This is a genomic window from Halobacillus sp. AWH4_228 (genome assembly GCF_056158365.1).
In genome coordinates, this window is sequence record NZ_JBSWTE010000001.1 from 2,091,298 (window position 1) to 2,113,813 (window position 22,516).

Genomic DNA, 22,516 nt, shown 5'->3' on the forward strand with positions numbered 1-22,516 from the left:
GAAAAATGAGTCATTCACCCATACCAATTCCTCCTTTTTCTCATATATAAAAGGGAAAGGGGGAATAAGTATGAGTAAAGGATATGGTGGAGGATTTGCGCTGATCGTTGTATTGTTCATTCTCCTTATTATTGTCGGAGCTTCCTGGTGGTGCTAATAAGCAGAAGCGCGGGTTTCCCCCGTGCTTTTTTTATGCTTCCATTCCCCGTGATATTTTAAAATGAGACAAACTAGGATATAATGGACGACATGACTTGTCAAAAAGGGTGAATAAAGTGAGTAAACAACAATATTTAGGAACAGTAAAAAAAGCTGTTTTAACAAAAAAAGTGACCCATGGATTCAAGGTGACGGCAGGAAATGAAGAATACTTCCTTCCTGATGAAGAAGTGGACGAGTCTGTTGAACTTGGTGATGAACTGTCATGCTTTTTATATATGAATAAAAAGGGAGAAGCGGCAGCGGTGGCAGATCTTCCGGAAATCACCCGTGACTCCTACGGCTGGGCCGAAGTTGTCGAAATTTCTCCAAACACAGGGGTATTTGTTGATATCGGACTTCCGGATAAGGATATTCTTGTGTCCTCTGACCATCTGCCCCTGTTTAAATCAGTCTGGCCGGCAGAAGGGGATCACTTATTTATAAGTTTGGAACTGGATAAAAAAGGCCGGTTGACAGGCGAACCGATCAGCGAGCAGGAAGTGATGGACGATCTTGAGCCGGCCCCTGCGGAATTGTTGAAGGAAGAAGTGACAGCAAGGGTTTACCGGGCCATAAAAGCCGGTACAGCTGTGTTGACAGGCGAAGGCTACCGCGGGTTTATCCATCCGCATGAGCGTAAAGAAGAACCGCGTCTCGGACAGACGATTGAGGGCCGTGTCATTGACGTCAAGGAAGATGGTACAATCAATCTATCTCTAAGACCGTTAAAACAGGAAAGCATGTCTGAAGATGCCGAGATGATTTTCCAATTCCTTGAGGAGAACGACGGAGTCATGGGGCTTCATGATAAAAGCTCTCCTGATGAAATCCGGGAAACGTTCCAAATCAGCAAGGCTTCTTTCAAACGTGCGCTTGGCCAGCTGATGAAACAGGACAAAATTGAGCAGAAAGACGGACGCACCGTTATAAAGCATAACTGAGTATCTGCACTTCGAACTTCGTAGCAACTCCAATCCTAAACAAAAAAACAAAACAGCCGCTATGTCATTGGTTTGACAGGGGCTGTTTTTTACTGCTTTCATAATGCCGCTCCGGCTCGTCTGCATAGGTGACACGCAGCGAAAAGTGTTCATATCCGGTATCCAGTCCAAAAATGTGCAGGACGTCGTTGATGACAAGGGCATTTGGGGAATCTGCATCAAAACTCATTTCCCGGAAGAGGGGCGTCAACTGATTCATGGCTTTCGTCCCTGAGATTCTTTCTCTGCCCATTTCGTACACAACCGCCTGCGCTCCTTGATCATAAGCTGAATAGTACACGCGGTAGGTTACACCTCCGGGATAGTGAACATCGAGATTAAAGGCAGTAAATGAAAAAGCACCGGCGGTCGAATCCGCCAACTCATACGATATATTGTCTACGGCGTTAAGTTCGGCTGTCTCTGCTTCCTTTTCACCGACAGGTTCTCCGCAGGCAGTAAGGAGAATGAAGGCAGAAAATATGAGCAAGATCCATGTATGCATTGAATTGCACCTCCTGTCTGTTAATCAGGATAGCCGAGTTGTCTCTTGTTTATAACACATGCAGCAGGCACAAATTTATTCATCGTTCCTGCTGCATGTTAAAATAAAAATAATCCGATCAAAGGAGGATGATTTATGAAAAGTCTATCGATCTGGCTTTCCCTTATAATCGTCGTTGCAGGCATCGGCCTTTTCACATGGAGTAAAAACACGGGGGCTTCATCCGATCCTGAAAAAAAGGCGTCAGCCGGCACGAAAACGATTGAAATGTATAACGGGGACACTGTTGAATGGACAAAGGCACAACTGAATGATCAACTGAGTGACATCCAATACAAAGTCACCCAGCAGGATGGAACAGAAAAGGCGTTCGATAATGCATACTGGAACAACAAGCAGGCAGGCATTTACGTGGATGTTGTTTCCAAGGAACCGTTGTTCAGCTCGCAGGATAAATACAAATCTGGGACCGGATGGCCGAGTTTTACAAAGCCGCTGGTGGAAGAGAATATAGTCACGAAAGACGATCCGGGCATTTTCGGCATGCGGACAGAGGTGCGCAGTAAAGGGGGAGACAGCCATGTTGGCCACGTGTTCAATGATGGACCTGAACCGACCGGGCTCCGCTACTGCATGAACAGTGCCGCTCTTGAGTTCATTCCTGTTGATGAAATGGAGGAAAGAGGTTACGGGGAGTTCTTAGAGGTCTTTGATAAAGCATAAGACAGGGGGGGATCCCTGTCTTTTTTCTACTTTAAAGAATGCGGCCTTGACAACATCACTGAGAACGATTATCATTACCATAAATAATGATGATAATGAGGGTGAGAGGCATGAATCAAACCAAATCAAAATTAGCAGAGGTTATTAGAGAAAGACGCTCCATCAAAACCGGCTATCTGGATAAACCTGTACCGACAGAACTCGTGAAGGAACTTCTGGAGGATGCCGTATGGGCACCAACCCACGGGATGCGTGAACCATGGCGGTTCATCTATGTACCTTCTGAGCAGAAAGAGGCTTTTGTATCTTCCCTCGTCGAGACGTTTCCGGAAGAACGGAAGGAAGACCGCAGAGATTATTTCAGCAAGCCTTCTGCTTTCTTAATTGTTGTGATGGATGAAGATCCAAGGCAGAAAGTGTGGGAGGAGAATTTCGGCGCCGTCAGCTGTCTGCTTCAAAACTTCCAGCTGCTGGCATGGGAAAGAGACCTTGGCGTGGTTTGGAAGACGAATCCGCACATCTATGACCCGGAGGTTCATGAACTGCTTGGGATTCAGCCGGATGAAAAGGTTGTCGGCTTCATTCACATGGGGTACTTTGACGAAAAACCAGAACCTAAAAAAAGGACGTCCATAGACGATAAATTCACCCTTTATACACCATAAATCCAGCACACCCCTCAGGAGGTGTGCTTTTTTACGGAGAAGAAGACGCTATGTCTTCAAACTGGATCTCAATCAATTGATCCTCTGCAGGATTGACCAGGACATACACGCGTACGTTCTTTTTTGTGCCCGCTTGATCCATAGTAAAAAGGAAGGTATACTGCTCCCGGTTATCTGCAATGGCCACTTTCCCCTGATAATCATAATTCACCAGGTCGTAATCTGGATAGTTCTTATCCGTTTCCTCAACCGCTGCTTTCCCCCATTTGGCATAATCAGGCTGGGCAAACACGTGGTTGAAGGACACGGAAAGAAACAAAAGAGCCATAAGAAAGACTGCTCCTTTATAAAATGTCCGTTTTCCTCTACGCTTCATCATCATCCCTCCTTTATCCTCATTAGTTTTTATAGAATCCGCAAATCTATGCGGGTGGATAAACAAAAGGTGCCCATAGGATCAGGCACCTTTTTCTATTTCATGTATTTGTCATCGTAAGCAATCAATACAATGTTGTATTTCTCCTCCAGCTGTTTGATCTGCTGCAGCTGATCTGAGGGGAGGCGTGCGAAATCGAAGGTCATTTATGCCACTCCTTTCCTTCTTATCATAAGCGGATGATGGGTTCTCTATGCAGTCCGGATGGATTATATTAGACGAATCATCCGAAGCGTTTTATCATAAAGAAAGGAAGGGGAAAGGAGATTGTTATGAATTTTACAGCGCTTGATTTTGAAACGGCTAATGCATCCAAAGGGTCGGTTTGTTCCATCGGGCTTGTGGAGTATGAAAACGGACGGCTTGTCAGGGAATATTACCGTTTGGTGAAACCGAAGAAGAATTATTTTGCTCCCATAAATGTACGCGTGCACGGAATTACCAAGGAAGATGTCAAAGATGCCGAGGAATTTCATACGTTGTGGGAAAATGAAATTAAATCCATGGTGGAAGGAAAGCTTTTGATCGCTCATAATGCCCAGTTTGACATGGGTGTTCTAAGAGCCGTCCTCGATGAGTACAACCTTCCTTATCCCATGCTTGCCTACAACTGTACATTGAATATTTCAAGGAAGACGTGGCAGCTTCCTAAATACAATTTGAATCGTGTAGCGGATCATCTGGGCTTTTCATTTTCCCATCACCATGCTCTTGAAGATGCAAAAGCAGCGGCTCATATTTTCATGAAGGCAAAAGAAAAGCTGCAAGCGGCCGACTCTAAAGATCTCGTGGATAAATCAGGGACAACGAACGGGATGATGTATGAAGGGGGTTATGAACCGGCGCGGTTGAATAAAAAGCGGAGAGCACAGAAGCCATCAGCTTCTTCTTTCACAGCAGCATCCGTAGAATTGGATCCTTCTCATCCTTTGTACAAGGCTTCGGTTTCCTTTACCGGACGGCTTTCCCATATGAAGAGGGAGGAAGCTGTTGAGAAGGTGATTCAGCACGGAGGAGTGTTTCATTATGATATTGAAGCAGCCACCAATTTTGTGGTCGTTGGAACCAAAACGTATGAGCGGTACACCGCAGGAGAAAAAACGTCCAAATTGGAAAGAGCGGAGACATTGTTAAGCCAGGGAGCATCGATCGAGATTTTATCAGAAGCGGATTTCCTGAATTATGTAAGGCGTTCAACGGTTTGAACGCCTCTTTAATGGATATAAATGCTTGCTGTCCCTTAACCAAAGGGGGTGGACGGCTCTGGCTTTTTCAGGCAGAAATCCTAAATTAACTCCAGCAGCGTAATAGGACTGCCAGACAATTTTTGTGCAGTACTGAACGTCCTCAGGGCCATTTAAGGGGGTGTGAATACGATACAAAGCTTCAGGGTATCTCTGGTATAAACATTCAGCAAACGCAGCAGAACGCAGGCCTGTGTCTTCCTCATGTGCCCGGTAGTGAGAAACTCTGCGGAACTTTCTTTTGTAAACGTCAGGTTCATCCTTGACCAAACCGGAAGGAATGGAATGTAGAACCTTTTTATCTGTCGTGACAATACCTGCATGGCCTACATATTTGGACTCCCGTTTACCAATAGGAGAAAACAATACATCTCCTGGTAACACCTCTGCAGGGTCGAATGTACAGGAATGGACTCTTTTAGGACGATAGAGAATAAAAACGAAAATGGTAATGATCAAAACGGACATTTTTTTCATAATACACCACCTCATTCTTATCGTAAGCAATGGATGAAAGAATGACAACTATCGGAGAGGGGTTTAAAGGTGCGTACAGAACAGGAGATGTATGATTTGGTTTTACATACGGCTGAGCAGGATGAGCGGATACGAGCGGTGCTGTTAAATGGATCAAGGGTCAATGCGAGTGCAGAACATGACGCTCTTCAGGATTACGACATTCAGTATCGTGTCTGATTTTTCGTCCTTTATGAAAGATCACACATGGATTGATGTTTTCGGGGAGCGGCTGATCACACAGATGCCTGATCATTATCCTTTATACGATGAGGATGGAAGGAGGGGACGGTTTGCTTATTTGATGCAGTTTACAGATGGGACAAGAATTGATTTGACTCTCGTTGACGTCCACGATCTTCCTGAAACATTCGAGAGTTTAACGGAAGTTCTGCTCGACAAAGATGGGTGTCTTCCGGAAATTCCTGCTCCAGACAACAGCGATTACATCGTTGAGAAACCTGTACAGGAAGAGGTTTATCGCTGCAGCAATGAATTCTGGTGGGTCAGCCTGTATGTGGCTAAAGGCTTGGAGCGGAAGCAGCTGCCTTATGCTAAAACGATGTTGGAGGGTCCTGTGAGAAGGATGCTGCACCAAATGATGAGCTGGTACATTGGCTCAAAACATGATTTTTCAGTCTCTGTCGGCAGTTCCGGTAAATATTTTGAACGATTTCTTCCTGAAGAACTTTGGGTATCTTATCAAGCCACTTATACAGGAAGTGATTACAATGGGAATTGGAAGGCGCTCCTCACAATCGCTGAGTTATTTCAAATACTCGAAAGCGAAGTATCTTTGAGCATCTCAGCTGAATCCTTTAACAGCAATGATGTATACGCTTACTTAAAGGATTGAAAAAAAAGGTGTGGCATGTAAAAGTGCGGAAAAATAGATACAGGAACAAATGTTCGGTATAATGATCTTAACTAGTCTAAGGAGGCTGATCATGGTATCGAATGGATCGAGTTCAAGGAGACGCCGGCTGACGAATGAAGAAATTGCAGAACGGTACAAACATGGGGAAAGTACAACAGTGATTGCAGGAGAGGCGGGCATTACTCCGGCCGCCATTCGTCTTATTCTGAAAAAGATGAATGTGCCTATGCGTCCCCGCGGCAGCTGGAAACGTAAATATCACGTCAACGAGCATTACTTTAAAACATGGTCCCCAATAAATCCATGAAATTGAAGTTTTCTCTTGTACCTGGAGTATATCTCAATCATTTTGTCCGCGGTTATTTTGATGGTGATGGAAACATTAATGATCAAAAAAACAGGTGAATATGGTTGGAGGGTCTGAATCGTTCATGCTATGCGAAGCCCAGTGGTCCATATGTGCGGGTTATAGTCAGTGGTCGGAAGTCTATATTTGAGTTCAGCAGATGGATGTATGAAAATCATGACTTATGTATAGACCGGAAACTGGCAGAATTCAATAAAGAAGAAATGGATTATAAAGAACTCCAAGATCTTAAACACTTAAAAACAAGTTTGGCCGTAAAAGAAAGAAAAGAAATCGTTTTACATGAGCTGAGCAAACATGCTTCTGAATTGGATGCATGCAAAGAAGTAGTCATTCTTGTAAATACGTATCGGACATGGTTGAGAAAAGACCCGGAATTCCGAAGGGCAGCTGAAAAATTGGTGAACCATAAAAAAGGGGATGATTCATGATCCTCTTAATTTTTACTTTTTATCTAGTTAACATAATATATATTATACTAAGCTAGTGCAAATCATGTAATCCTGTCTCAAATATTAAGTTTACTCATGTTATTGAGACAAAACAAAATGAAACAGGATTGTAGACATTCCGCATGCAATTAAAAATCAAATGTTACTGTTTTATCGCAGCACATAATGATCATTGAGTATCTTTCAGTTGATTGATGAAATTTCAAATTGCCGTAACATCTTCCAACAAAATCCTATGAACATCCATCCTATTTAACGGCACCAGCATATGTTCATTGATGGTTAACCCATGACTTTTATCATTTCTTTGTTTTTTCAAATATTCATTTAGATGAATCTATTGATCTTCATTAAGTATTTTGATTTGAAAATGCTCAATCTGCTGCATGTCACACGGATTCGTTTCCTTCATATAAGCGCCTGATGCCAATTTTCCCTGCCATTTCATTGAAACAGCTCCTTGATTTGAATATGAATTTGTACTAGTTTGACCTCCCTCCGATTTGTTACGTGTTATGTATGGTTTTTTTTATTTATTTATTGGAGTTGCTACTAAGTAATAAGTAAGAATATTATGATAAAGTGTAAAATGTGCCTCTTTTTCGGGTATAGAACGTATGTTCTTATTCCGTTATTATCCTTTCATTGGAGTTAAAACTGCATAAAAAAGCCACAGAGTTATTACTCTGTGACCTTAACTTTCGATTTTTTTGGTGTTTGAGCTGTACTTTCCTCGTACACGCGAAGCGTTTTGTAGTAATAGTCCAAGATCTGCTCAGAAGGCTTCTGCCAGCTGTGTTTTTCAGCTTCCTTCCTGGCATTCCTGCAAAGGTCGGCATAAAGAGAGGTATCTTCCAAACGGTTGATGGCTTCAATCATGCTTTCGGTATTCTCATTTTCAAATAAAAGCCCTGTGCGGCCATCTTCCACCTGCTCCATTGTCGGACCACTCTTGGCTGCTATGACGGGTAAACCTGACGCCATAGCCTCCAATATAACAAGACCCAGTGTTTCGGTCACCGACGGAAAAATAAGCGCGTCTGAAGAAGAAAATGCCTCAGCCAGTTCATCTCCATGAAGCAGGCCTGTAAACACTGTATTCGTCCCTTTAAAGGCCTCCTCGAGTTCTCCTTTGACAGGACCATCCCCCACAATCGCAAGAGAAATGTCTTCCCGTTCGTCCAGCAGCGGCCTGATTTTATGAATTTCTTTCTCAGGTGCCAGTCTTCCGACGAACACAAGCAGCTTATTTTCTGGTTTACCGTTGGATAAACGGCTGCGCATAGACTCGGTCCGGTGTCCGGGATGATAATGATCCACAGCTACACCTCTGTCCCATACGCTGACATTATGGAAATTCTTATCATCCAGCTCCGTCTTAATCGCCTGTGATGTGCATAAGTTGACATGGGCGTAGTTATGAAGCTTTCTGAAGTACCACCATACAAGCGGTTTAAATGGATAAAGCCTGTAATAGTCCAGGTATTTCGGCACGTGTGTGTGGTATGAAGCAATCAGCGGGTAATTCAGCTTATCCGCATAATACACACCAGAAACCCCGACGAGGGCTGGGTTGACCACGTGAACGAGGTCAGGATCGTGCTTTTGCAGCAGATCCTTCACCCGTTTTTGAGGCAGGCTGAATTCCTTGGACCTGTAAAAAGGCAGTTTTGTCGTTTTAACCCCTTCAACAATCGCTCCTTTGTATTCCTTCACACCAAGATCTGGAGCAATGACAACCACTTCATGATCCTGGTTGAGGAGATACGTAATGGCTTCCTTCAGTCTTGTAACTACTCCATCTGTTGATGGCAGGAAAGTTTCTGTAATGATGGCGATTTTCAAAGCGGAAAACTCCTTACTTCCAGGTAATTGATGGCAGAACATTCTCCTGGATAATACGATCTTTGTTTTCAACAGCTGTACGGAGGATATCCCGGATCACATCGTCTGTCAGCAGATGAGGCTCCAGACCAAGGTCACGGAGTTTCGTATTGACCGCATTATAATAATGGTCTTCATTCTCAATACGAGGATTTTCAATCTTCTTCACTTCTGTTTGAAGACCTTCCTCCTTCGCGATCTTATAAACTCTTTCAGCCAGCTCCTGAACGGAGAACCATTCTGTAAACTGGTTGAATACACGAAATTCCCCTTTATCTGCCGGGTTTTCCGCGGCGATTTCCACACAGCGCACGGTATCTTCAATGTTTAGGAACGCACGCGTCTGTCCGCCTGAACCATACACCGTAATATCATGCCCGATTGCTGCCTGATTGATGAAGCGGTTCAGAGCCGTCCCGAACACACCGTCATAGTCCACACGGTTCACAAGCACCGGGTCCATACGTGTTTCTTCGGTATGTAAACCATAAACGATACCCTGGTTTAAATCTGTCGCACGAATACCCCAGATTTTGCAGGCGAACGTAATGTTATGGCTGTCATGCACTTTGGACAAGTGATAGAAAGAGCCCGGCTGCTTAGGGTATGGAAGCGTGTCTTTTCTTCCTTTATGTTCAATTTCAATATATCCTTCTTCAATATCAATGTTGGGTGTGCCGTATTCGCCCATCGTGCCCAGTTTGATCAAATGGCATTCCGGTGCGAAATCCTTGATGGCATAAAGAACGTTCAAGTTCCCCATGACATTGTTCGTCTGCGTATACACCGCATGCTCACGGTCAATCATGGAATAAGGAGCAGAACGCTGCTCAGCAAAGTGAACGAACGCCTCAGGCTCCACCTGACGGAAAACTTCACTCAGGAAATCATAGTGGTTGAGATCGCCGATAAAGGTTTTAATCTCTTTCCCTGATACTTCTTTCCATTTGGCCACCCGCTCTTCAAGTGTGGCAATGGGTGTTACTGAATTGGAGCGAAGCTCGTCATCATACTTTCTGCGTACTAAATTGTCTACGATGGTTACATCATGACCCTGCTTGGATAGGTACAGGGCAGTCGGCCATCCGCAGAAACCATCTCCCCCTGCTACAATAATTCTCATAATCTACCTCCTAGTTACATCTTGCATACTCGTATTCTCTTTTATAGAGTAACACTTTTGACTAATGTTCGAAAACTGGAAAGATTCCACCAAACCGGTATGCCTTTCCTGTTCAGTCATGGTCTCTACGTTTTTGACTTTACCATTAATTCAATTTTGAAACAATTAATTCTTTGTAAACTCCATAAACACTCAGAAGAAAACGAAATATGTCGGACTTTGAGACCTAAATGAGATTTTACCCACGATCCCAATAGTTTAAACCTGAAATGATAAAAAATGCGGGAAGCATCATCCGCTCCCCGCCGCTTCGTCATTCTTCTTTTTCTTCGTTTTCTTCTGGCTTGTCCCCTGATGATTCTTCATCCTGTTCAGGCGATTCAGCTGCTGCTGCCGCTTCCTCTGCGCCTTTTTTATCCTCAGAAGCAAAACCATTGACGGTTCCTCTGGAAACATAGCTCTCAAGCATCGCTTTCAGATCCATGCCTGTTGTTTCCTTCAAAGACTCCTGTATCCCAAGCATTGTCGAGGTTACATTGCCTGCAACTTTAGAGGAGCCACCTCTGGAGTCTGCTCCACCCATATCAATCACTTTCATATCCTTGATCTGACTGATCGGCGCGGACACTTTCTCTGCATATTCAGGAAGAACCTTAATCAACATTTCCATAATGGCCGCTTCACCGTAGTGTTCCATTGCTTTGGCCATCCGTTCTTTCGATTCCGCTTCCGCTATACCGCGCTGACGGATAACTTCGGCGTCAGACTCCCCTTTGATCCGCTCATTATCTGCTTCTGCCTGGGCCCGTTTCGTGACTTCATAAGCTTCCGCATCAGCAATGGATCGTCTCCGCTTGTTTTCTTCTTCTTCAAGCTCCACGGCCCGCTGCTTTTCAATATACTGAACTTTCAATTCCTCTTCCTTAATCTGCTGGGCAAGCTTCTGGCGTTCCAGTTCACCAGCCTGGTCGGCATTCGCTTTCGCCCGGTTTGTTTCAGTCTGGAATTCCGCTTCCTTAATATCTTTTTCTTTAGTGGAAGATGCAACAGCCGTCAGGCGTCGGTTTTCCTCATCCTGCGCTTCCTGATCGTTCTTAGCCTGATAAATGCGTGTTTCCTTCGTTGCATCCGATTCCGCCATATTCGCTTTTTTCTGTACTTCAGCGATATGAGGGCGCCCGAGCGCATCTATGTAGCCGTTCTCGGTGTCTACATCTTCCACATCATTCAAAGCAAAGGATGTAATCTCAAAACCCATGCCTTTCAAGTCTGCTTCTGCAATCCGCTTCACCTGCGTATTGACTTCTTTAAAGTCGTTGTAAATCTTCTCAATCGGCAAGGAGGCGATAATGGACCTCAAATGTCCATTCAGTACATCCTTCAGTTCTGATTCCCGCTCGTTCTGCTTCTTCCCGAGAAACTTCTCAGCAAAGTTCGCCATAATCTCAAGCTCACTGCCGATACTGATGACGGCTGTACTGGCTACGCGTACCGGAATCCCTTCCTTTGTGTAGGCCTTCTCAGAATTGACCTGCAGTTGAAAGGACGTTAAATCAATGGGTGTTGCTGTCTGGAACATCCGGAGACGATACCCGCCGCCCCGAATGATTTTAACCGACCTTCCGTTATCATCTTCAAACACGTTCTTTTCCTGTTCCGGATCTCCAAGCTTCGGCCCTGTTACAATCAAAGCTTCATTGGAACTTGCCGTTTTATAACGCAGACGGAAAATAATAAAGGTTACAATTCCGCCGATGATTAAGGCAGCACCAAGAACTCCCAGAATAATAACCGTTAAAGCTCCCTCGAACATACCATCCACTCCTTCCATTAGTCCCTTGTAAAAAGAAGGGCTGTCTAGCATATCGAAAAACCCCCTCCTTTTGTTTCAGATTTTCTGGATTTTTTTATAAAGTTTGTGAAATCTGTACATTTGTAGTTTATGAAAACGCTTTATTATATAATGGATTCAAGTCATTCCTGAATGAGGAGGAAGTTTCTATGCGTACATATCCAAATGTATGGAATCCGACACAAAAGCAGAAAGAATCCACCCGCTTGTTTCAGTGGATGAAAAGATCAGGCTTTACGGATTATGATACCTTTCATAAAGTCACAACAGACCGGGTGGAATGGATGTGGGAGGAAGCATGCCGGGAACTCGGCATCGAATGGTCTGTTCCCTTCAAAAAGACGCTTGATTTGTCCCGGGGCCTCCCGTATCCCCAATGGTTTGTCGGAGGTGAAATCAACGCGGCTCATAATGCCCTCGACAAATGGGCGGAAGACCCGGAGCATAGAAATAAAACGGCCTTGTTCTGGGAAGGAGATCGTGGCGATTCATCCTCCTATTCTTTTATAGAACTTCAGGAAGCTGTCGATCAGACTGCACACGGATTCCAGCGCTATGGTATAGCGGAAGGGGATATTGTGACGATTTATATGCCGATGATTCCGGAAACCCTGATCAGTATGCTTGCCCTTTCTAAAGTCGGTGCTGTCTTTTCCCCTGCGTTCTCCGGATATAAAGCAGATGCCGTAGCTGCAAGAATCCAGGCTTCAAGAGCAAAAGCCATGATAACGGTCGATGGCTTCTACCGGCGCGGGAAAACCATTCAAATGAAAGATCAGGCAGATGCAGCAGCAGAGCAGTGTCCCTCTCTGGAGCATGTCTTTGTTGTTGAGCGAACCGGTACGGATATCCAGTGGCATGAGCCGCGGGACGTTGCCTGGTCTTCACTGCAGAAAAAAAAGGGTCCTTTTCCATCAGCCGCTACAAAAGCCGGTGATCCCTTCATGTTGATTTACACATCAGGTACGACAGGTAAACCGAAAGGTGCGGTTCATACACATGCGGGTTTTCCGATAAAAGCCGCTTTTGATGCGGGAATCTGTATGAACGTTACTAAGGAGGATACTTTGTTCTGGTACACCGATATGGGATGGATGATGGGGCCTTTCCTCGTTTACGGAGGTCTTATTAACGGCGCCTCCATCGTCATGTTTGAAGGCACACCGGATTATCCCAGACCTGACCGCTTATGGGAGATTGTCGACACGTATAACGTGACACATCTCGGTCTTTCTCCAACGCTGGTACGCACATCGATGAAGTACGGGCCTGAATGGCTGCATCGTCATTCTCTTACCTCCTTGAAACTGATTGCATCTACAGGAGAGCCTTGGAATGAAGAACCATGGAACTGGCTGTTTGAACATGCAGGTCATAAACAGGTACCGATCTTTAATTATTCAGGAGGGACAGAAATATCCGGAGGCATTCTTGGAAATATCCTGATCAAGCCGATCCAGCCGGTCACTTTCAATGCTGCCCTGCCTGGCATGGATGCTGTCGTATTGAATAATCAAGGAGAACGTGTGATTAATGAAGTGGGTGAATTGGCGATTCGTAAGCCATGGGCAGGCATGACCAACAGTTTTTTTGAAGATGACGAGCGGTACGAAGAAGCATACTGGAGCCGCTTTACGGATACATGGGTGCACGGAGACTGGGTGGTAGAAAATGATAAAGGCTATTTTACAATTACCGGTCGGTCTGATGACGTATTGAATGTAGCAGGTAAACGGCTGGGTCCCTCGGAAGTGGAAACGGTACTCGTGGACCACCCTCTTGTGTTGGAAGCCGGCGTCATCGGTATCCCTCATGAAACCAAAGGGGAAGAACCGGTCGCTTTTGTAGTGGTTAACGATGAACCGGTGGAGCAAGCGTCTTTGATTGAAGAATTGAAAAAGCATCTGCATCAGAAGCTCGGAAAAGCTTTGTCACCGGACATCATCCACCTGGTATCAGACCTTCCTAAAACGAGAAATGCCAAAGTGATGCGCCGTGCGGTTAAATCTGCTTATTTAAACCAGTCCACAGGAGATTTGAGCGCCCTTGAAAACCCTGAAAGTGTACAGGAAATCTCTGATCTTGGTAGAAAAGCCGGCACAGAATCATGACAAACGCCTGGATCTCAAAAAAGATCCAGGCGTTTGTTTTTAAACCGGGTAGACCCCGTGCTTTCGATTTGTAAATTGGACATCTTTACGTGTATAGGCTTCATAGCGTGTACTCAATTCGTGACGGAGGCGGCCGGGTTTCACGACATCATCGACGACCATTTCTGAAGCCAGCCGGTAAATATCGATGTTTTCCTTATATTCCTCCTGCTTATCTTTAATGAAGGCAGGACGGTCTTCTTCCGGAAGGGCAGCAATCTTGTTGGCGTAGACAGCATTCACAGCCGCTTCCGGTCCCATCACAGCGATTTGAGCTGTAGGCAGGGCGAGGCAAGCGTCCGGTTCAAAAGCGGGGCCTGCCATGGCATACAGCCCTGCGCCATACGCCTTTCTGACAATGACAGAGATTTTAGGAACCGTCGCTTCACTCATAGCCGCCAGCATTTTTGCCCCGTGACGGATAATTCCCGCCTGTTCCACTTTCGTTCCAATCATGAAGCCCGGGATATCCGCGAGGAACAACAAAGGGATATTAAAGGCATCACACAATTGAATGAATTTGGCGGCTTTATCTGCTGAATCCGGAAATAACACGCCTCCTTTGGCCCTGGGCTGATTAGCGATGATGCCGACAGATTTTCCGTTGATCCTGGAGAGTCCTGTAATCAATTCCGGAGCAAACTTCTTCTTAATTTCACAAAAGGAGTCCTCATCAATAATCCGGTCGATGAACTGATACATGTCAAAAGGAGCATTCTGGTTTTCAGGTATCAACTCTTCAATCGTTTTTTCAAACGCCTGCGGTTCTCTTGCTTCCCTTGTTTTCGGACGCTCCTGATAGGAACTTGGAAAGTAGCTCAAATAGGTCCTGGCATACCCTATGGCTTCCTTCTCATCTGATGCCAGCACATCTCCGCATCCTGATACAGAGCAGTGCATGGACGCACCACCCATCTCCTCAAGGGATACCTTCTCCCCGATTACCTTTTCTGCCATTCTTGGAGAACCAAGATACATGGAGGCATTGCCATCAACCATAACGACAATGTCACAAAAGGCTGGAATATAAGCCCCTCCTGCAGCAGATGGTCCGAATAACAGACAAACCTGGGGAACTCGTCCGGATAATTTGATTTGGTTATGGAAAATACGTCCCGCTCCGCGCCGGTTTGGGAACATATCGACTTGATCGGTGATCCTTGCCCCCGCTGAATCGACCAGATAAAGCATTGGAGCATTGATTTTCAGAGCGGTTTCCTGAATACGTATAATTTTTTCCACTGTTCTTGCGCCCCAGGAACCTGCTTTTACTGTAGAGTCATTGGCCATCACACACACGGTTTCGCCGTTCATCCTGCCGATTCCTGTAACGACCCCGTCTGCTGGAAGTCCTTCTGATTGACAGTTGGCAAAAAAAGCATCTTCGATATCAATATCCTCATCAAACAACAACTGGAGGCGGTCGCGAACAAACATCTTACCTTTTTCTGCGTTCTTTTCATGATATTTTTCTGCGCCGCCCCGGGCGATTTTTTTCACCCGTTCTTCAAACGACTGCTGATCCGACATCGTTTTTTCCACGTGCTCACTCTCCTTTGTATTCCGGTCTGCGTTTTTCCTTAAAAGCGTTCAGACCCTCGACCCGGTCTGTCGTCGGGATGGTCGACTTGTATGCGGCGTGCTCAATTTCAAGGCTTTCCTCCAGCGGCATGTCAAACCCGGTATCCATTGCGTTTTTGGCAGCCTTTACAGCTAAAGGGCCGTTTCTTGCTATACAGGCAGCCAAATCCTGTGCTTCTTCCATAAGCATCTGCGGTTCATACATATATTCAACGAGCCCCATCTGGAATGCTTTGGCTGCTTCCACAGGTTTGGCTGTATAAATCATCGACTTTGCCCGCCCCGGACCGATCAATCTTGAAAGTCTCTGGGTACCGCCTGCCCCGGGGATGATCGCGAGGGATGTTTCCGTGAGCCCCACTTTCGCTGAAGAACTCATCATACGTAAATCACAGGCCAGAGCAAGCTCAAGTCCGCCTCCGAAAGCCGCTCCATTGATGAGAGCAATCGTAGGAACAGTGACTTTTTCCCATTTACGAAGAGTATCCCCGATTTTCCGCACGGTTTTGACGACTTCCTCGTCCGACATTCCGGACCTTTCCTTTAGATCCGCTCCCGCACAAAACGCCTTGCTTCCTTCTCCTGTAAGTAAGACGACCCGGATATCGGAGCGGGACTGAATATGGTCGATTTTTTCAGACAGCTCATCTAAAAGCGCATGAGAAAGAGCATTGGCCGCGTCCGGTCGATTTAATGTAAGCTGACAAACGTGGGCCGCCGGCTCTTCCATACGGATGAGTTCATTCATGACTTACACCCTTTCCTTATTCAGGATCTGCATGCCGTGACTGGGAAGCGGTTTTCCAAGGACACGCTGCATGTAATCCGCTGCTCTTTGGAGAGCGGATTCATCTATTCCTGTGTGAACCCCCATCTGGTGGAGCATATGAACAAGATCATCTGTTGCAAGGTTTCCGGAGGCTCCGTCCGCATAAGGACAGCCGCCAAGACCGCCCAGAGACGCATCGAAGGTGGTGATTCCATGCTGCATGGATACCACGATGTTCGCCAGCGCCATTCCTCTCGTGTTATGAAAGTGCATCGCCATGTTTTCTAATGGAAGGTGCTGCTTCCAATAGTCAAGCGCTTCGTCCACCTGCTTTGGATCCGCTGTCCCGAGAGTGTCTCCCATGGATAACTCATCAATGCCCATGCGCAACAATCGGTCACTTACCCGGAGGACCTGGTCCTGTGAGGTTTTCCCGTCATAAGGACACTCGAAGACTGTAGACACATAGCCCCGCACCTGTTTCCCTTCGCGTTTGGCTGTCCGTACAACGTTTTCCAGCACAGGGAACGTTTCATCAATCGTTTTATTAATGTTCTTTAGATTGTGGGTTTCGCTGGCGGACATAAAGACGGCGACTTCATCGACATCAGTCGTTAAAGCTGCCTCCAGACCTTTTTGATTCGGAACGAGAGCGGCATACGTAACACCAGGTTTCCGTTCTATGGATGCGGCCACCTTTGCAGCATCCTTCAATTGCGGGATCCACTTCGGATGTACGAACGAACTGATTTCTATCGAAGACAATCCCGTTGCAGATAACAGATTGATCCAAGTGACTTTATTTTCGGTTGGGATTTCCTCTGCTTCGTTTTGAAGACCATCTCTTGGTCCGACTTCCTTTATCGTTACATGATCAGGCAGGTTCAGCATACCATCCGCTCCTATGATTCAATAATCGCAATAACGTCGCCTTCGTTGACAAAGTCCCCTTCGCTTACTTTCAGCTCTTTGATCGTCCCGGACGTTTCTGCGGAGATGGGGATTTCCATTTTCATCGATTCTAGGATAACGACATCCTCCCCGTCATTGATCTCAGCCCCTTCTTCTGCTGTGATTTTCCATACACTTCCTGCCATCGATGCTTTTACTTCAAACATGTGTAGTCCTCCTTTTAGTGGTTGGTTAAAGTAGGTAGATAATAGTTTTGAATGAAGCTTGTTGTTGTATCTCCTTCACGGAACCTATCATGGGTGATGATGCGTTTTAACATTGTCAGGTTGCATTTGATTCCCTCAATTTCATAGGCATGGAGTGCTTTGGCAAGACGTTCAGCCGCTTGGTTTCGATCACTGCCATGAACAACCAATTTAGCAATCATCGGATCATAAAAGGGCGTGACCTCTGATCCACTTTCCACGGCCAGTTCGTGCCTGATTCCAGGCCCTTCCGGAAGCACCAGGTTCGAAAGCGTCCCCGGTGATGGATAGAACGTATTCGGATCCTCAGCATATATGCGTACTTCAATCGCGTGTCCGTTGATCTGCAGACGATCCTGCTGAAGGAGTAGTTTGTCACCAGCGGCTATCTTCAGCTGCTGCTCTACAATATCCACACCTGATATTTCCTCTGTTACAGGATGCTCCACCTGCAGACGGGTGTTCATTTCAAGGAAATAATAGTTTTCATTCCGGTCCACAAGAAATTCAATCGTTCCGGCATTGGTGTATTGCAGACTCTCCACAGCCTTGATGGCACTGTCTCCCATTTCCCGGCGGGTTTTTTCTGAAAGGACCGGGGAAGGAGCTTCCTCTACCACTTTCTGATGCCTTCTTTGAATGGAGCATTCCCGTTCAAACAAATGAACAGCATGGCCGTGATGATCCGCAAGAACCTGAATTTCGATGTGGCGCGGCTCTTCGATTAACTTTTCAATAAACATTTTTCCATCTCCGAAAAATGCTTTGGCCCGTTTGGAATTTCCTTCGAATGCTTTTTCCAGTTCCTCATCAGAATGGACGGCCTGCATACCGATCCCGCCTCCGCCGGCAGCTGCCTTCAACATAACCGGATATCCGAACGTTTGAGCTGCTGCTTTCGCTGCTTCTACAGAAGCCACCGCTTCTTCAGTACCTGGAACGACAGGCACACCGGCCTGCTTCATTTCGGCACGCGCAGCAATTTTGTCTCCCATTTTTGCGATGACATCAGCTTCTGGTCCAATAAATGTGAGGCCTGCTTCTTTTACTCGTTGTGCAAACCCCGCATTTTCACTTAACAATCCGTATCCTGGATGAACCGCTTCAGCCCCGGATTTCAATGCCGCCTCCAAAATCTTATCGATGTTCAAATAAGACTCATTGACCCTGGGTTTTCCAATCAAATAACTTTCGTCCGCCATTTTTACAAAAGGAGCCTGTTGGTCGGCCTCAGAATAAACAGCAACGGTTTGGATCTGCATCCGCCGGCATGTACGGATGATGCGGGCTGCAATTTCCCCGCGGTTGGCAATCAATATTTTTTTGAACATCCAATTCCTCCCTCATTTTCCTGTCTGTAATAGATCAAGGGCATTTTCCCTCAATCTGAATTTCTGGATTTTTCCGCTGGCAGTCATCGGGTATTCCTGCGTAAATAAGATATAACGCGGAATTTTATGTTTGGAAATCCGCCCTTCACAAAATTCTTTGATATCGCTTTCATTTATGTACGTATTTTCTTTTGGAATGATCCAGGCCATAATCTCTTCCCCGTACGTTTCATCCGGCACACCGACCACCTGGACATCCAGTACATCAGGATGCTGATACAGAAATTCTTCAATTTCCCTTGGATACACATTTTCTCCGCCGCGGATAATCATGTCTTTCATCCTTCCGGTTATTTCGATATAGCCCTCGTGATCCTTGACAGCGAGGTCCCCGGTATGGAGCCATCCATCAGGGTCTATGGCTGCGCTTGTCGCTTCCTCATTTTTGTAATAGCCTTCCATCACAAGATAGCCCCGGGTACAAAGTTCCCCTGGTACACCTGGTTCCACTTCTTCACCCGTAGCCGGTTCAATGATTTTCACCTCTACATTAGAGTGAGGACGGCCGACACTACTGACCCGCAGGTGGACAGGATCATGCACATTGGTCTGGGTGATGACTGGTGAGGACTCGGTCTGCCCGTAAGCAATCGTGATTTCCTCCGCCCCCATTTTATGAATGACATTTTTCATCACTTCCATCGGGCATGTCGAACCCGCCATAATACCCGTGCGGAGGGTCGTAGGTTTTAAGTCTTCGAATTCTGGGTGATTGAGTTCTGCGATAAACATCGTCGGGACCCCATGCAGTGCTGTGCATGCCTCATCTTTCACTGCCTGCAGGACCTTTTTCGGTTCAAACTGTTCTAAAATGACCATTGCCGCGCCTTTGGATACCGCAGCAAGCGTGCCCAGGACACATCCGAAGCAGTGGAAAAACGGGACAGGAATGCATAAACGATCCTGATGCGTCAGGTTCATGCTGCCGGCCACCTGATTTCCGTTGTTCACAATATTATAATGGGAGAGCATGACTCCTTTAGGAAAGCCGGTCGTGCCAGAGGTGTACTGCATGTTGATGACATCTGTGGACGTCAGCGACTGTTTTCTTGCCTCAAGCTCCTCGTCCTGAATGGTCATCCCCATATCGATAACGTCCTGCCAGGAATAGCACCCTTTATGCGGAGTATCACTCAGAACAACAACGTTCTTTAAAAAAGGAAGCCGTTCACTCTGCAGGCTGCCTTTCTCTGAGTATTCCAGTTCCGGACAGATTTCCTTCAAAATGTTCATATAGGAGGCTCCGCGGAAGTCCTCAGCAAGAATGAGCGTAGAGGCATCCGATTGTTTCAGCAAATATTCAAGCTCCTGCGCGCGGTAGTTCGTATTTACGGTAACGAGCACACCGCCCATTTTCCCTGAAGCGAACTGCGTGATCAGCCACTCCGGCTTATTATCAGACCAAACAGCCAGATGATCGCCTTTTTCTATCCCTAGAGCCATCAGTCCTTTTGCGGCCGCATCAGCTTCTTCATTAAATGCCGCATACGTTTTACGAATCCCTTTTTCGGGATACACATAAGCTTCCTGATCTGGATATAGCGAAGCCTTTTCCTCCAACAGCTGTCCGACTGTTTGTTCGAGCAGTGTCATTCTCTCGTCCTCCTTCAATTAGCATCCCAGCTGGCGTGCGATGACCATACGCTGTATTTCAGATGTTCCTTCTCCTATTTCAAGAAGCTTGGCGTCTCTTAGAAAACGTTCGACTTCATATTCCCTCATGTATCCATACCCGCCATGGATTTGGATGGCTTGATTGGATGAACGGAACGCTGTTTCAGAGGCGAAAAGTTTCGCATACGCGGATTCCTTCGTGAAATCCTTTTTCTGATCCTTTAACCAGGCGGCTTTCAACACCATGTTCCTTGCAAGCTCCACTTCCATGGCCATATCCGCCAGTTTAAATTGAATGGCTTGAAATTTTGATATGGACTGCCCGAACTGCTTCCGTTCCTTCGCGTAGGCAAGGGCTTTATCCAAAGACGCCTGAGCAATACCGACAGCAAGGGCTGCAATGGATATACGGCCGCCGTCCAATGTATACAAAAACTGATGAAACCCTTTGGAAGGATCACCAAGAATGTTTTCCTTCGGTACTTTCACATCTTCCAATATGATTTCTGAAGTATTGGAACCACGGACACCCATTTTTTCGTAAGGGCTGGTAATGTTCATGCCTTTGGTGTCTTTAGGAATGATGAACGCGGAAATGATGTTTTTTCCGTCCTCACGCTTTCCCGAGACTGCCGTCACCGTAATGGACCTGGCATACTCTGCGTTGGTAATCCAGCATTTCTCTCCATTGATCACATAATGATCCCCCACTAATTCAGCGCGTGTTTTCGTACCGCCGGCATCCGAACCTGCATTTGGCTCTGTTAAACCAAAAGAAGCAAGTCCCTCTCCTTTAGCAAGCGGAATAAGATACTCCTGTTTCTGCTCTTCAGTACCGAAATAATAGATGGGACTCGCTCCAAGAGATACGGCTGCAGCATAACTCAGCCCTGTGGACCCGCATACACGGCCGATTTCCTCAACAGCCAGAGCGTACGTGACCGTGTCTCCGCCGGACCCGCCGTACTCCTCAGGAAATGGAATGCCAAGTAGACCGAGTCTCCCCATCTCATCGAAAATGTCCTTCGGAAACTCCGCATTTCGATCAATATCCACCGCTCTTGGTGCAATAACGTCATTCGCAAAGTCCCGTACCATTTTCCGTGTCATTTCCTGTTCCTTCGTCAGTTCAAAGTTCATTTTACTCCCCCTTGCTGTATTTTAGACCGACTGGTTGGTCTGTAAAGCACACAAAAAGAATGAAAGCGTTTACTTAACATCGTAAAAAAAAGGGACTTTATTCATATGATGCATGAGCTGCTCGCTGCTTCCGGGCAGTAAAAAGTGAAGGATTAAATCAATGTACACCTCCGCAATTTCATCAATGGAATACCTTCCATCCTGCTGATACCACTTGTATATCCAATTGACCATCCCTAAGACAGCCATAGCGGTTACTTCAAGAGGAAGTTCCTTTCTAAAATCACCGTCCGCCTGACCTTCATGGATGATCCCGAAAATGATGTCCTTAAATTCATCCCGTTTCCGTTTAATTTTTTCCTCGTAGGCCGGCTTTAAGTAGTTGCTTTCCTGATAGAAGACAGAAATATGTGGTTTGTATAAATCAAAAACTTTCACAAAAGAATGGATGACAGCCTGTATTTTGGCTGTTGGTGAGGTGTGAATCACGTTGGCTGCTCCAGCCTCTTTCAATACGTATGTAATAAAGGTGTCATGAATCACAAATAGGAGTTCATCCTTGGATTGAAAGTGGTGGTAAAAGCCCCCTTTGGATGTCCCCGAGGCTGCTACAATCTGGTTAACCGTCACACCGTGAAAACCATGTTCATCAAATAACCGCAGAGAAGTTTCGAGAATGGTGCTGCGTAAGCGGCTCATACATCATCTCCCTTCAACTGAATATACCTTCATTTTATCATAGTATTTTGAAAATACAATCATATCCAATTTCTTTCCTGCGTCAAAAACGTATATTCTTTTGATTTTCCGGTTTTTCTTATTGATGGTTTTTTTGTTTTATATATCGGAGTTGCTACTAAGTTTGAATAAAGAACGCCGACGGTTCATG

General features: G+C 45.9%; 22 protein-coding genes and 1 pseudogene. 9 read left to right on the forward strand and 14 right to left on the reverse strand.

The features are described from left to right. Positions 1 to 70: 70 nt before the first annotated feature. Together ACXADP_RS10610 and ACXADP_RS10615 are read left to right on the forward strand one after the other, a co-directional pair. Entirely contained in the window at positions 71 to 157 is an 87-nt protein-coding gene (locus tag ACXADP_RS10610; RefSeq protein WP_035531317.1) for a YjcZ family sporulation protein, read from the forward strand. Between the two features lie 118 nt (positions 158 to 275). After that, complete coding sequence (locus ACXADP_RS10615) at positions 276 to 1,142, forward strand: CvfB family protein (protein WP_474968619.1); 867 nt, start codon at positions 276 to 278, stop codon at positions 1,140 to 1,142. A gap of 64 nt (positions 1,143 to 1,206) precedes the next feature. Here ACXADP_RS10615 and ACXADP_RS10620 read toward each other — a convergent pair whose 3' ends face one another. Then, entirely contained in the window at positions 1,207 to 1,686 is a 480-nt protein-coding gene (locus ACXADP_RS10620) for a YusW family protein (protein WP_474971417.1), read from the reverse strand. Between the two features lie 135 nt (positions 1,687 to 1,821). Between ACXADP_RS10620 and msrB the strand changes: the two genes are divergently transcribed. Both msrB and ACXADP_RS10630 read left to right on the forward strand, forming a co-directional pair. Next, positions 1,822 to 2,409, forward strand: coding sequence for a peptide-methionine (R)-S-oxide reductase MsrB (gene msrB, locus ACXADP_RS10625; RefSeq protein ID WP_474968617.1), 588 nt, complete (start codon positions 1,822 to 1,824; stop codon positions 2,407 to 2,409). A 110-nt stretch (positions 2,410 to 2,519) separates the two neighbouring features. Further along, entirely contained in the window at positions 2,520 to 3,074 is a 555-nt protein-coding gene (locus tag ACXADP_RS10630; protein WP_474971418.1) for a nitroreductase family protein, read from the forward strand. Positions 3,075 to 3,105: 31 nt separating this feature from the next. Here the strand turns inward: ACXADP_RS10630 and ACXADP_RS10635 are convergent, their stop codons facing one another. Next, positions 3,106 to 3,450: a DUF3889 domain-containing protein gene (locus ACXADP_RS10635; protein WP_474968615.1), complete on the reverse strand. Its 345-nt coding sequence runs from the start codon at positions 3,448 to 3,450 to the stop codon at positions 3,106 to 3,108. Between the two features lie 332 nt (positions 3,451 to 3,782). On the opposite strand from ACXADP_RS10635, the gene ACXADP_RS10640 reads away from it, so the two are divergent. Then, positions 3,783 to 4,715, forward strand: a complete 933-nt coding sequence (locus ACXADP_RS10640; RefSeq protein ID WP_474968614.1) for an exonuclease domain-containing protein — start codon at positions 3,783 to 3,785, stop codon at positions 4,713 to 4,715. On the opposite strand, the gene ACXADP_RS10645 is transcribed toward ACXADP_RS10640, so the two are convergent. After that, positions 4,704 to 5,231: a hypothetical protein gene (locus tag ACXADP_RS10645; protein WP_474968613.1), complete on the reverse strand. Its 528-nt coding sequence runs from the start codon at positions 5,229 to 5,231 to the stop codon at positions 4,704 to 4,706. The genes ACXADP_RS10640 and ACXADP_RS10645 overlap by 12 nt on opposite strands. An 87-nt stretch (positions 5,232 to 5,318) precedes the next feature. Here ACXADP_RS10645 and ACXADP_RS10650 point away from each other — a divergent pair. The 3 genes and pseudogenes from ACXADP_RS10650 to ACXADP_RS10660 all read left to right on the forward strand — a co-directional run bounded on the left by ACXADP_RS10650 (position 5,319) and on the right by ACXADP_RS10660 (position 6,945). After that, positions 5,319 to 6,126 (forward strand): annotated as a pseudogene (locus ACXADP_RS10650) (aminoglycoside 6-adenylyltransferase). Between the two features lie 91 nt (positions 6,127 to 6,217). Then, complete coding sequence (locus ACXADP_RS10655) at positions 6,218 to 6,454, forward strand: helix-turn-helix domain-containing protein (RefSeq protein ID WP_474971419.1); 237 nt, start codon at positions 6,218 to 6,220, stop codon at positions 6,452 to 6,454. Between the two features lie 203 nt (positions 6,455 to 6,657). After that, positions 6,658 to 6,945, forward strand: coding sequence for a hypothetical protein (locus tag ACXADP_RS10660; RefSeq protein WP_474971420.1), 288 nt, complete (start codon positions 6,658 to 6,660; stop codon positions 6,943 to 6,945). A 702-nt stretch (positions 6,946 to 7,647) separates the two neighbouring features. On the opposite strand, the gene ACXADP_RS10665 is transcribed toward ACXADP_RS10660, so the two are convergent. The 3 genes from ACXADP_RS10665 to ACXADP_RS10675 all read right to left on the reverse strand — a co-directional run bounded on the left by ACXADP_RS10665 (position 7,648) and on the right by ACXADP_RS10675 (position 11,786). Next, positions 7,648 to 8,811 (reverse strand): glycosyltransferase family 4 protein, encoded by a 1,164-nt coding sequence (locus ACXADP_RS10665; RefSeq protein ID WP_474968610.1) that lies wholly within the window; start codon positions 8,809 to 8,811, stop codon positions 7,648 to 7,650. A 13-nt stretch (positions 8,812 to 8,824) separates the two neighbouring features. Next, on the reverse strand, positions 8,825 to 9,973 hold the full coding sequence (locus tag ACXADP_RS10670; protein WP_474968609.1) for an NAD-dependent epimerase/dehydratase family protein: 1,149 nt from the start codon (positions 9,971 to 9,973) through the stop codon (positions 8,825 to 8,827). A gap of 313 nt (positions 9,974 to 10,286) precedes the next feature. Further along, the gene (locus tag ACXADP_RS10675) at positions 10,287 to 11,786 is read right to left on the reverse strand and encodes a flotillin family protein (RefSeq protein WP_474971421.1); all 1,500 of its coding nucleotides are present in this window, start codon (positions 11,784 to 11,786) and stop codon (positions 10,287 to 10,289) included. A gap of 188 nt (positions 11,787 to 11,974) precedes the next feature. On the opposite strand from ACXADP_RS10675, the gene ACXADP_RS10680 reads away from it, so the two are divergent. Beyond that, positions 11,975 to 13,936: an AMP-binding protein gene (locus tag ACXADP_RS10680; protein ID WP_474968607.1), complete on the forward strand. Its 1,962-nt coding sequence runs from the start codon at positions 11,975 to 11,977 to the stop codon at positions 13,934 to 13,936. 39 nt (positions 13,937 to 13,975) lie between these two features. Here ACXADP_RS10680 and ACXADP_RS10685 read toward each other — a convergent pair whose 3' ends face one another. The 8 genes from ACXADP_RS10685 to ACXADP_RS10720 all read right to left on the reverse strand — a co-directional run bounded on the left by ACXADP_RS10685 (position 13,976) and on the right by ACXADP_RS10720 (position 22,326). After that, positions 13,976 to 15,505, reverse strand: a complete 1,530-nt coding sequence (locus ACXADP_RS10685; protein ID WP_474970391.1) for an acyl-CoA carboxylase subunit beta — start codon at positions 15,503 to 15,505, stop codon at positions 13,976 to 13,978. A 16-nt stretch (positions 15,506 to 15,521) separates the two neighbouring features. Then, on the reverse strand, positions 15,522 to 16,304 hold the full coding sequence (locus tag ACXADP_RS10690) for an enoyl-CoA hydratase-related protein (protein ID WP_474968606.1): 783 nt from the start codon (positions 16,302 to 16,304) through the stop codon (positions 15,522 to 15,524). 3 nt (positions 16,305 to 16,307) lie between these two features. Next, a complete protein-coding gene (locus ACXADP_RS10695) occupies positions 16,308 to 17,216 on the reverse strand; it encodes a hydroxymethylglutaryl-CoA lyase (RefSeq protein ID WP_474971422.1) in 909 nt (302 codons plus the stop codon). Between the two features lie 11 nt (positions 17,217 to 17,227). After that, entirely contained in the window at positions 17,228 to 17,443 is a 216-nt protein-coding gene (locus tag ACXADP_RS10700) for an acetyl-CoA carboxylase biotin carboxyl carrier protein subunit (RefSeq protein WP_474968604.1), read from the reverse strand. Positions 17,444 to 17,457: 14 nt separating this feature from the next. After that, the gene (locus ACXADP_RS10705; RefSeq protein WP_474971423.1) at positions 17,458 to 18,813 is read right to left on the reverse strand and encodes an acetyl-CoA carboxylase biotin carboxylase subunit; all 1,356 of its coding nucleotides are present in this window, start codon (positions 18,811 to 18,813) and stop codon (positions 17,458 to 17,460) included. A gap of 12 nt (positions 18,814 to 18,825) precedes the next feature. Beyond that, positions 18,826 to 20,466: an AMP-binding protein gene (locus ACXADP_RS10710; protein WP_474971424.1), complete on the reverse strand. Its 1,641-nt coding sequence runs from the start codon at positions 20,464 to 20,466 to the stop codon at positions 18,826 to 18,828. Between the two features lie 18 nt (positions 20,467 to 20,484). Beyond that, entirely contained in the window at positions 20,485 to 21,627 is a 1,143-nt protein-coding gene (locus ACXADP_RS10715; protein WP_474971425.1) for an acyl-CoA dehydrogenase, read from the reverse strand. 69 nt (positions 21,628 to 21,696) lie between these two features. After that, positions 21,697 to 22,326: a TetR/AcrR family transcriptional regulator gene (locus tag ACXADP_RS10720; RefSeq protein ID WP_474968600.1), complete on the reverse strand. Its 630-nt coding sequence runs from the start codon at positions 22,324 to 22,326 to the stop codon at positions 21,697 to 21,699. Positions 22,327 to 22,516 lie beyond the last annotated feature (190 nt).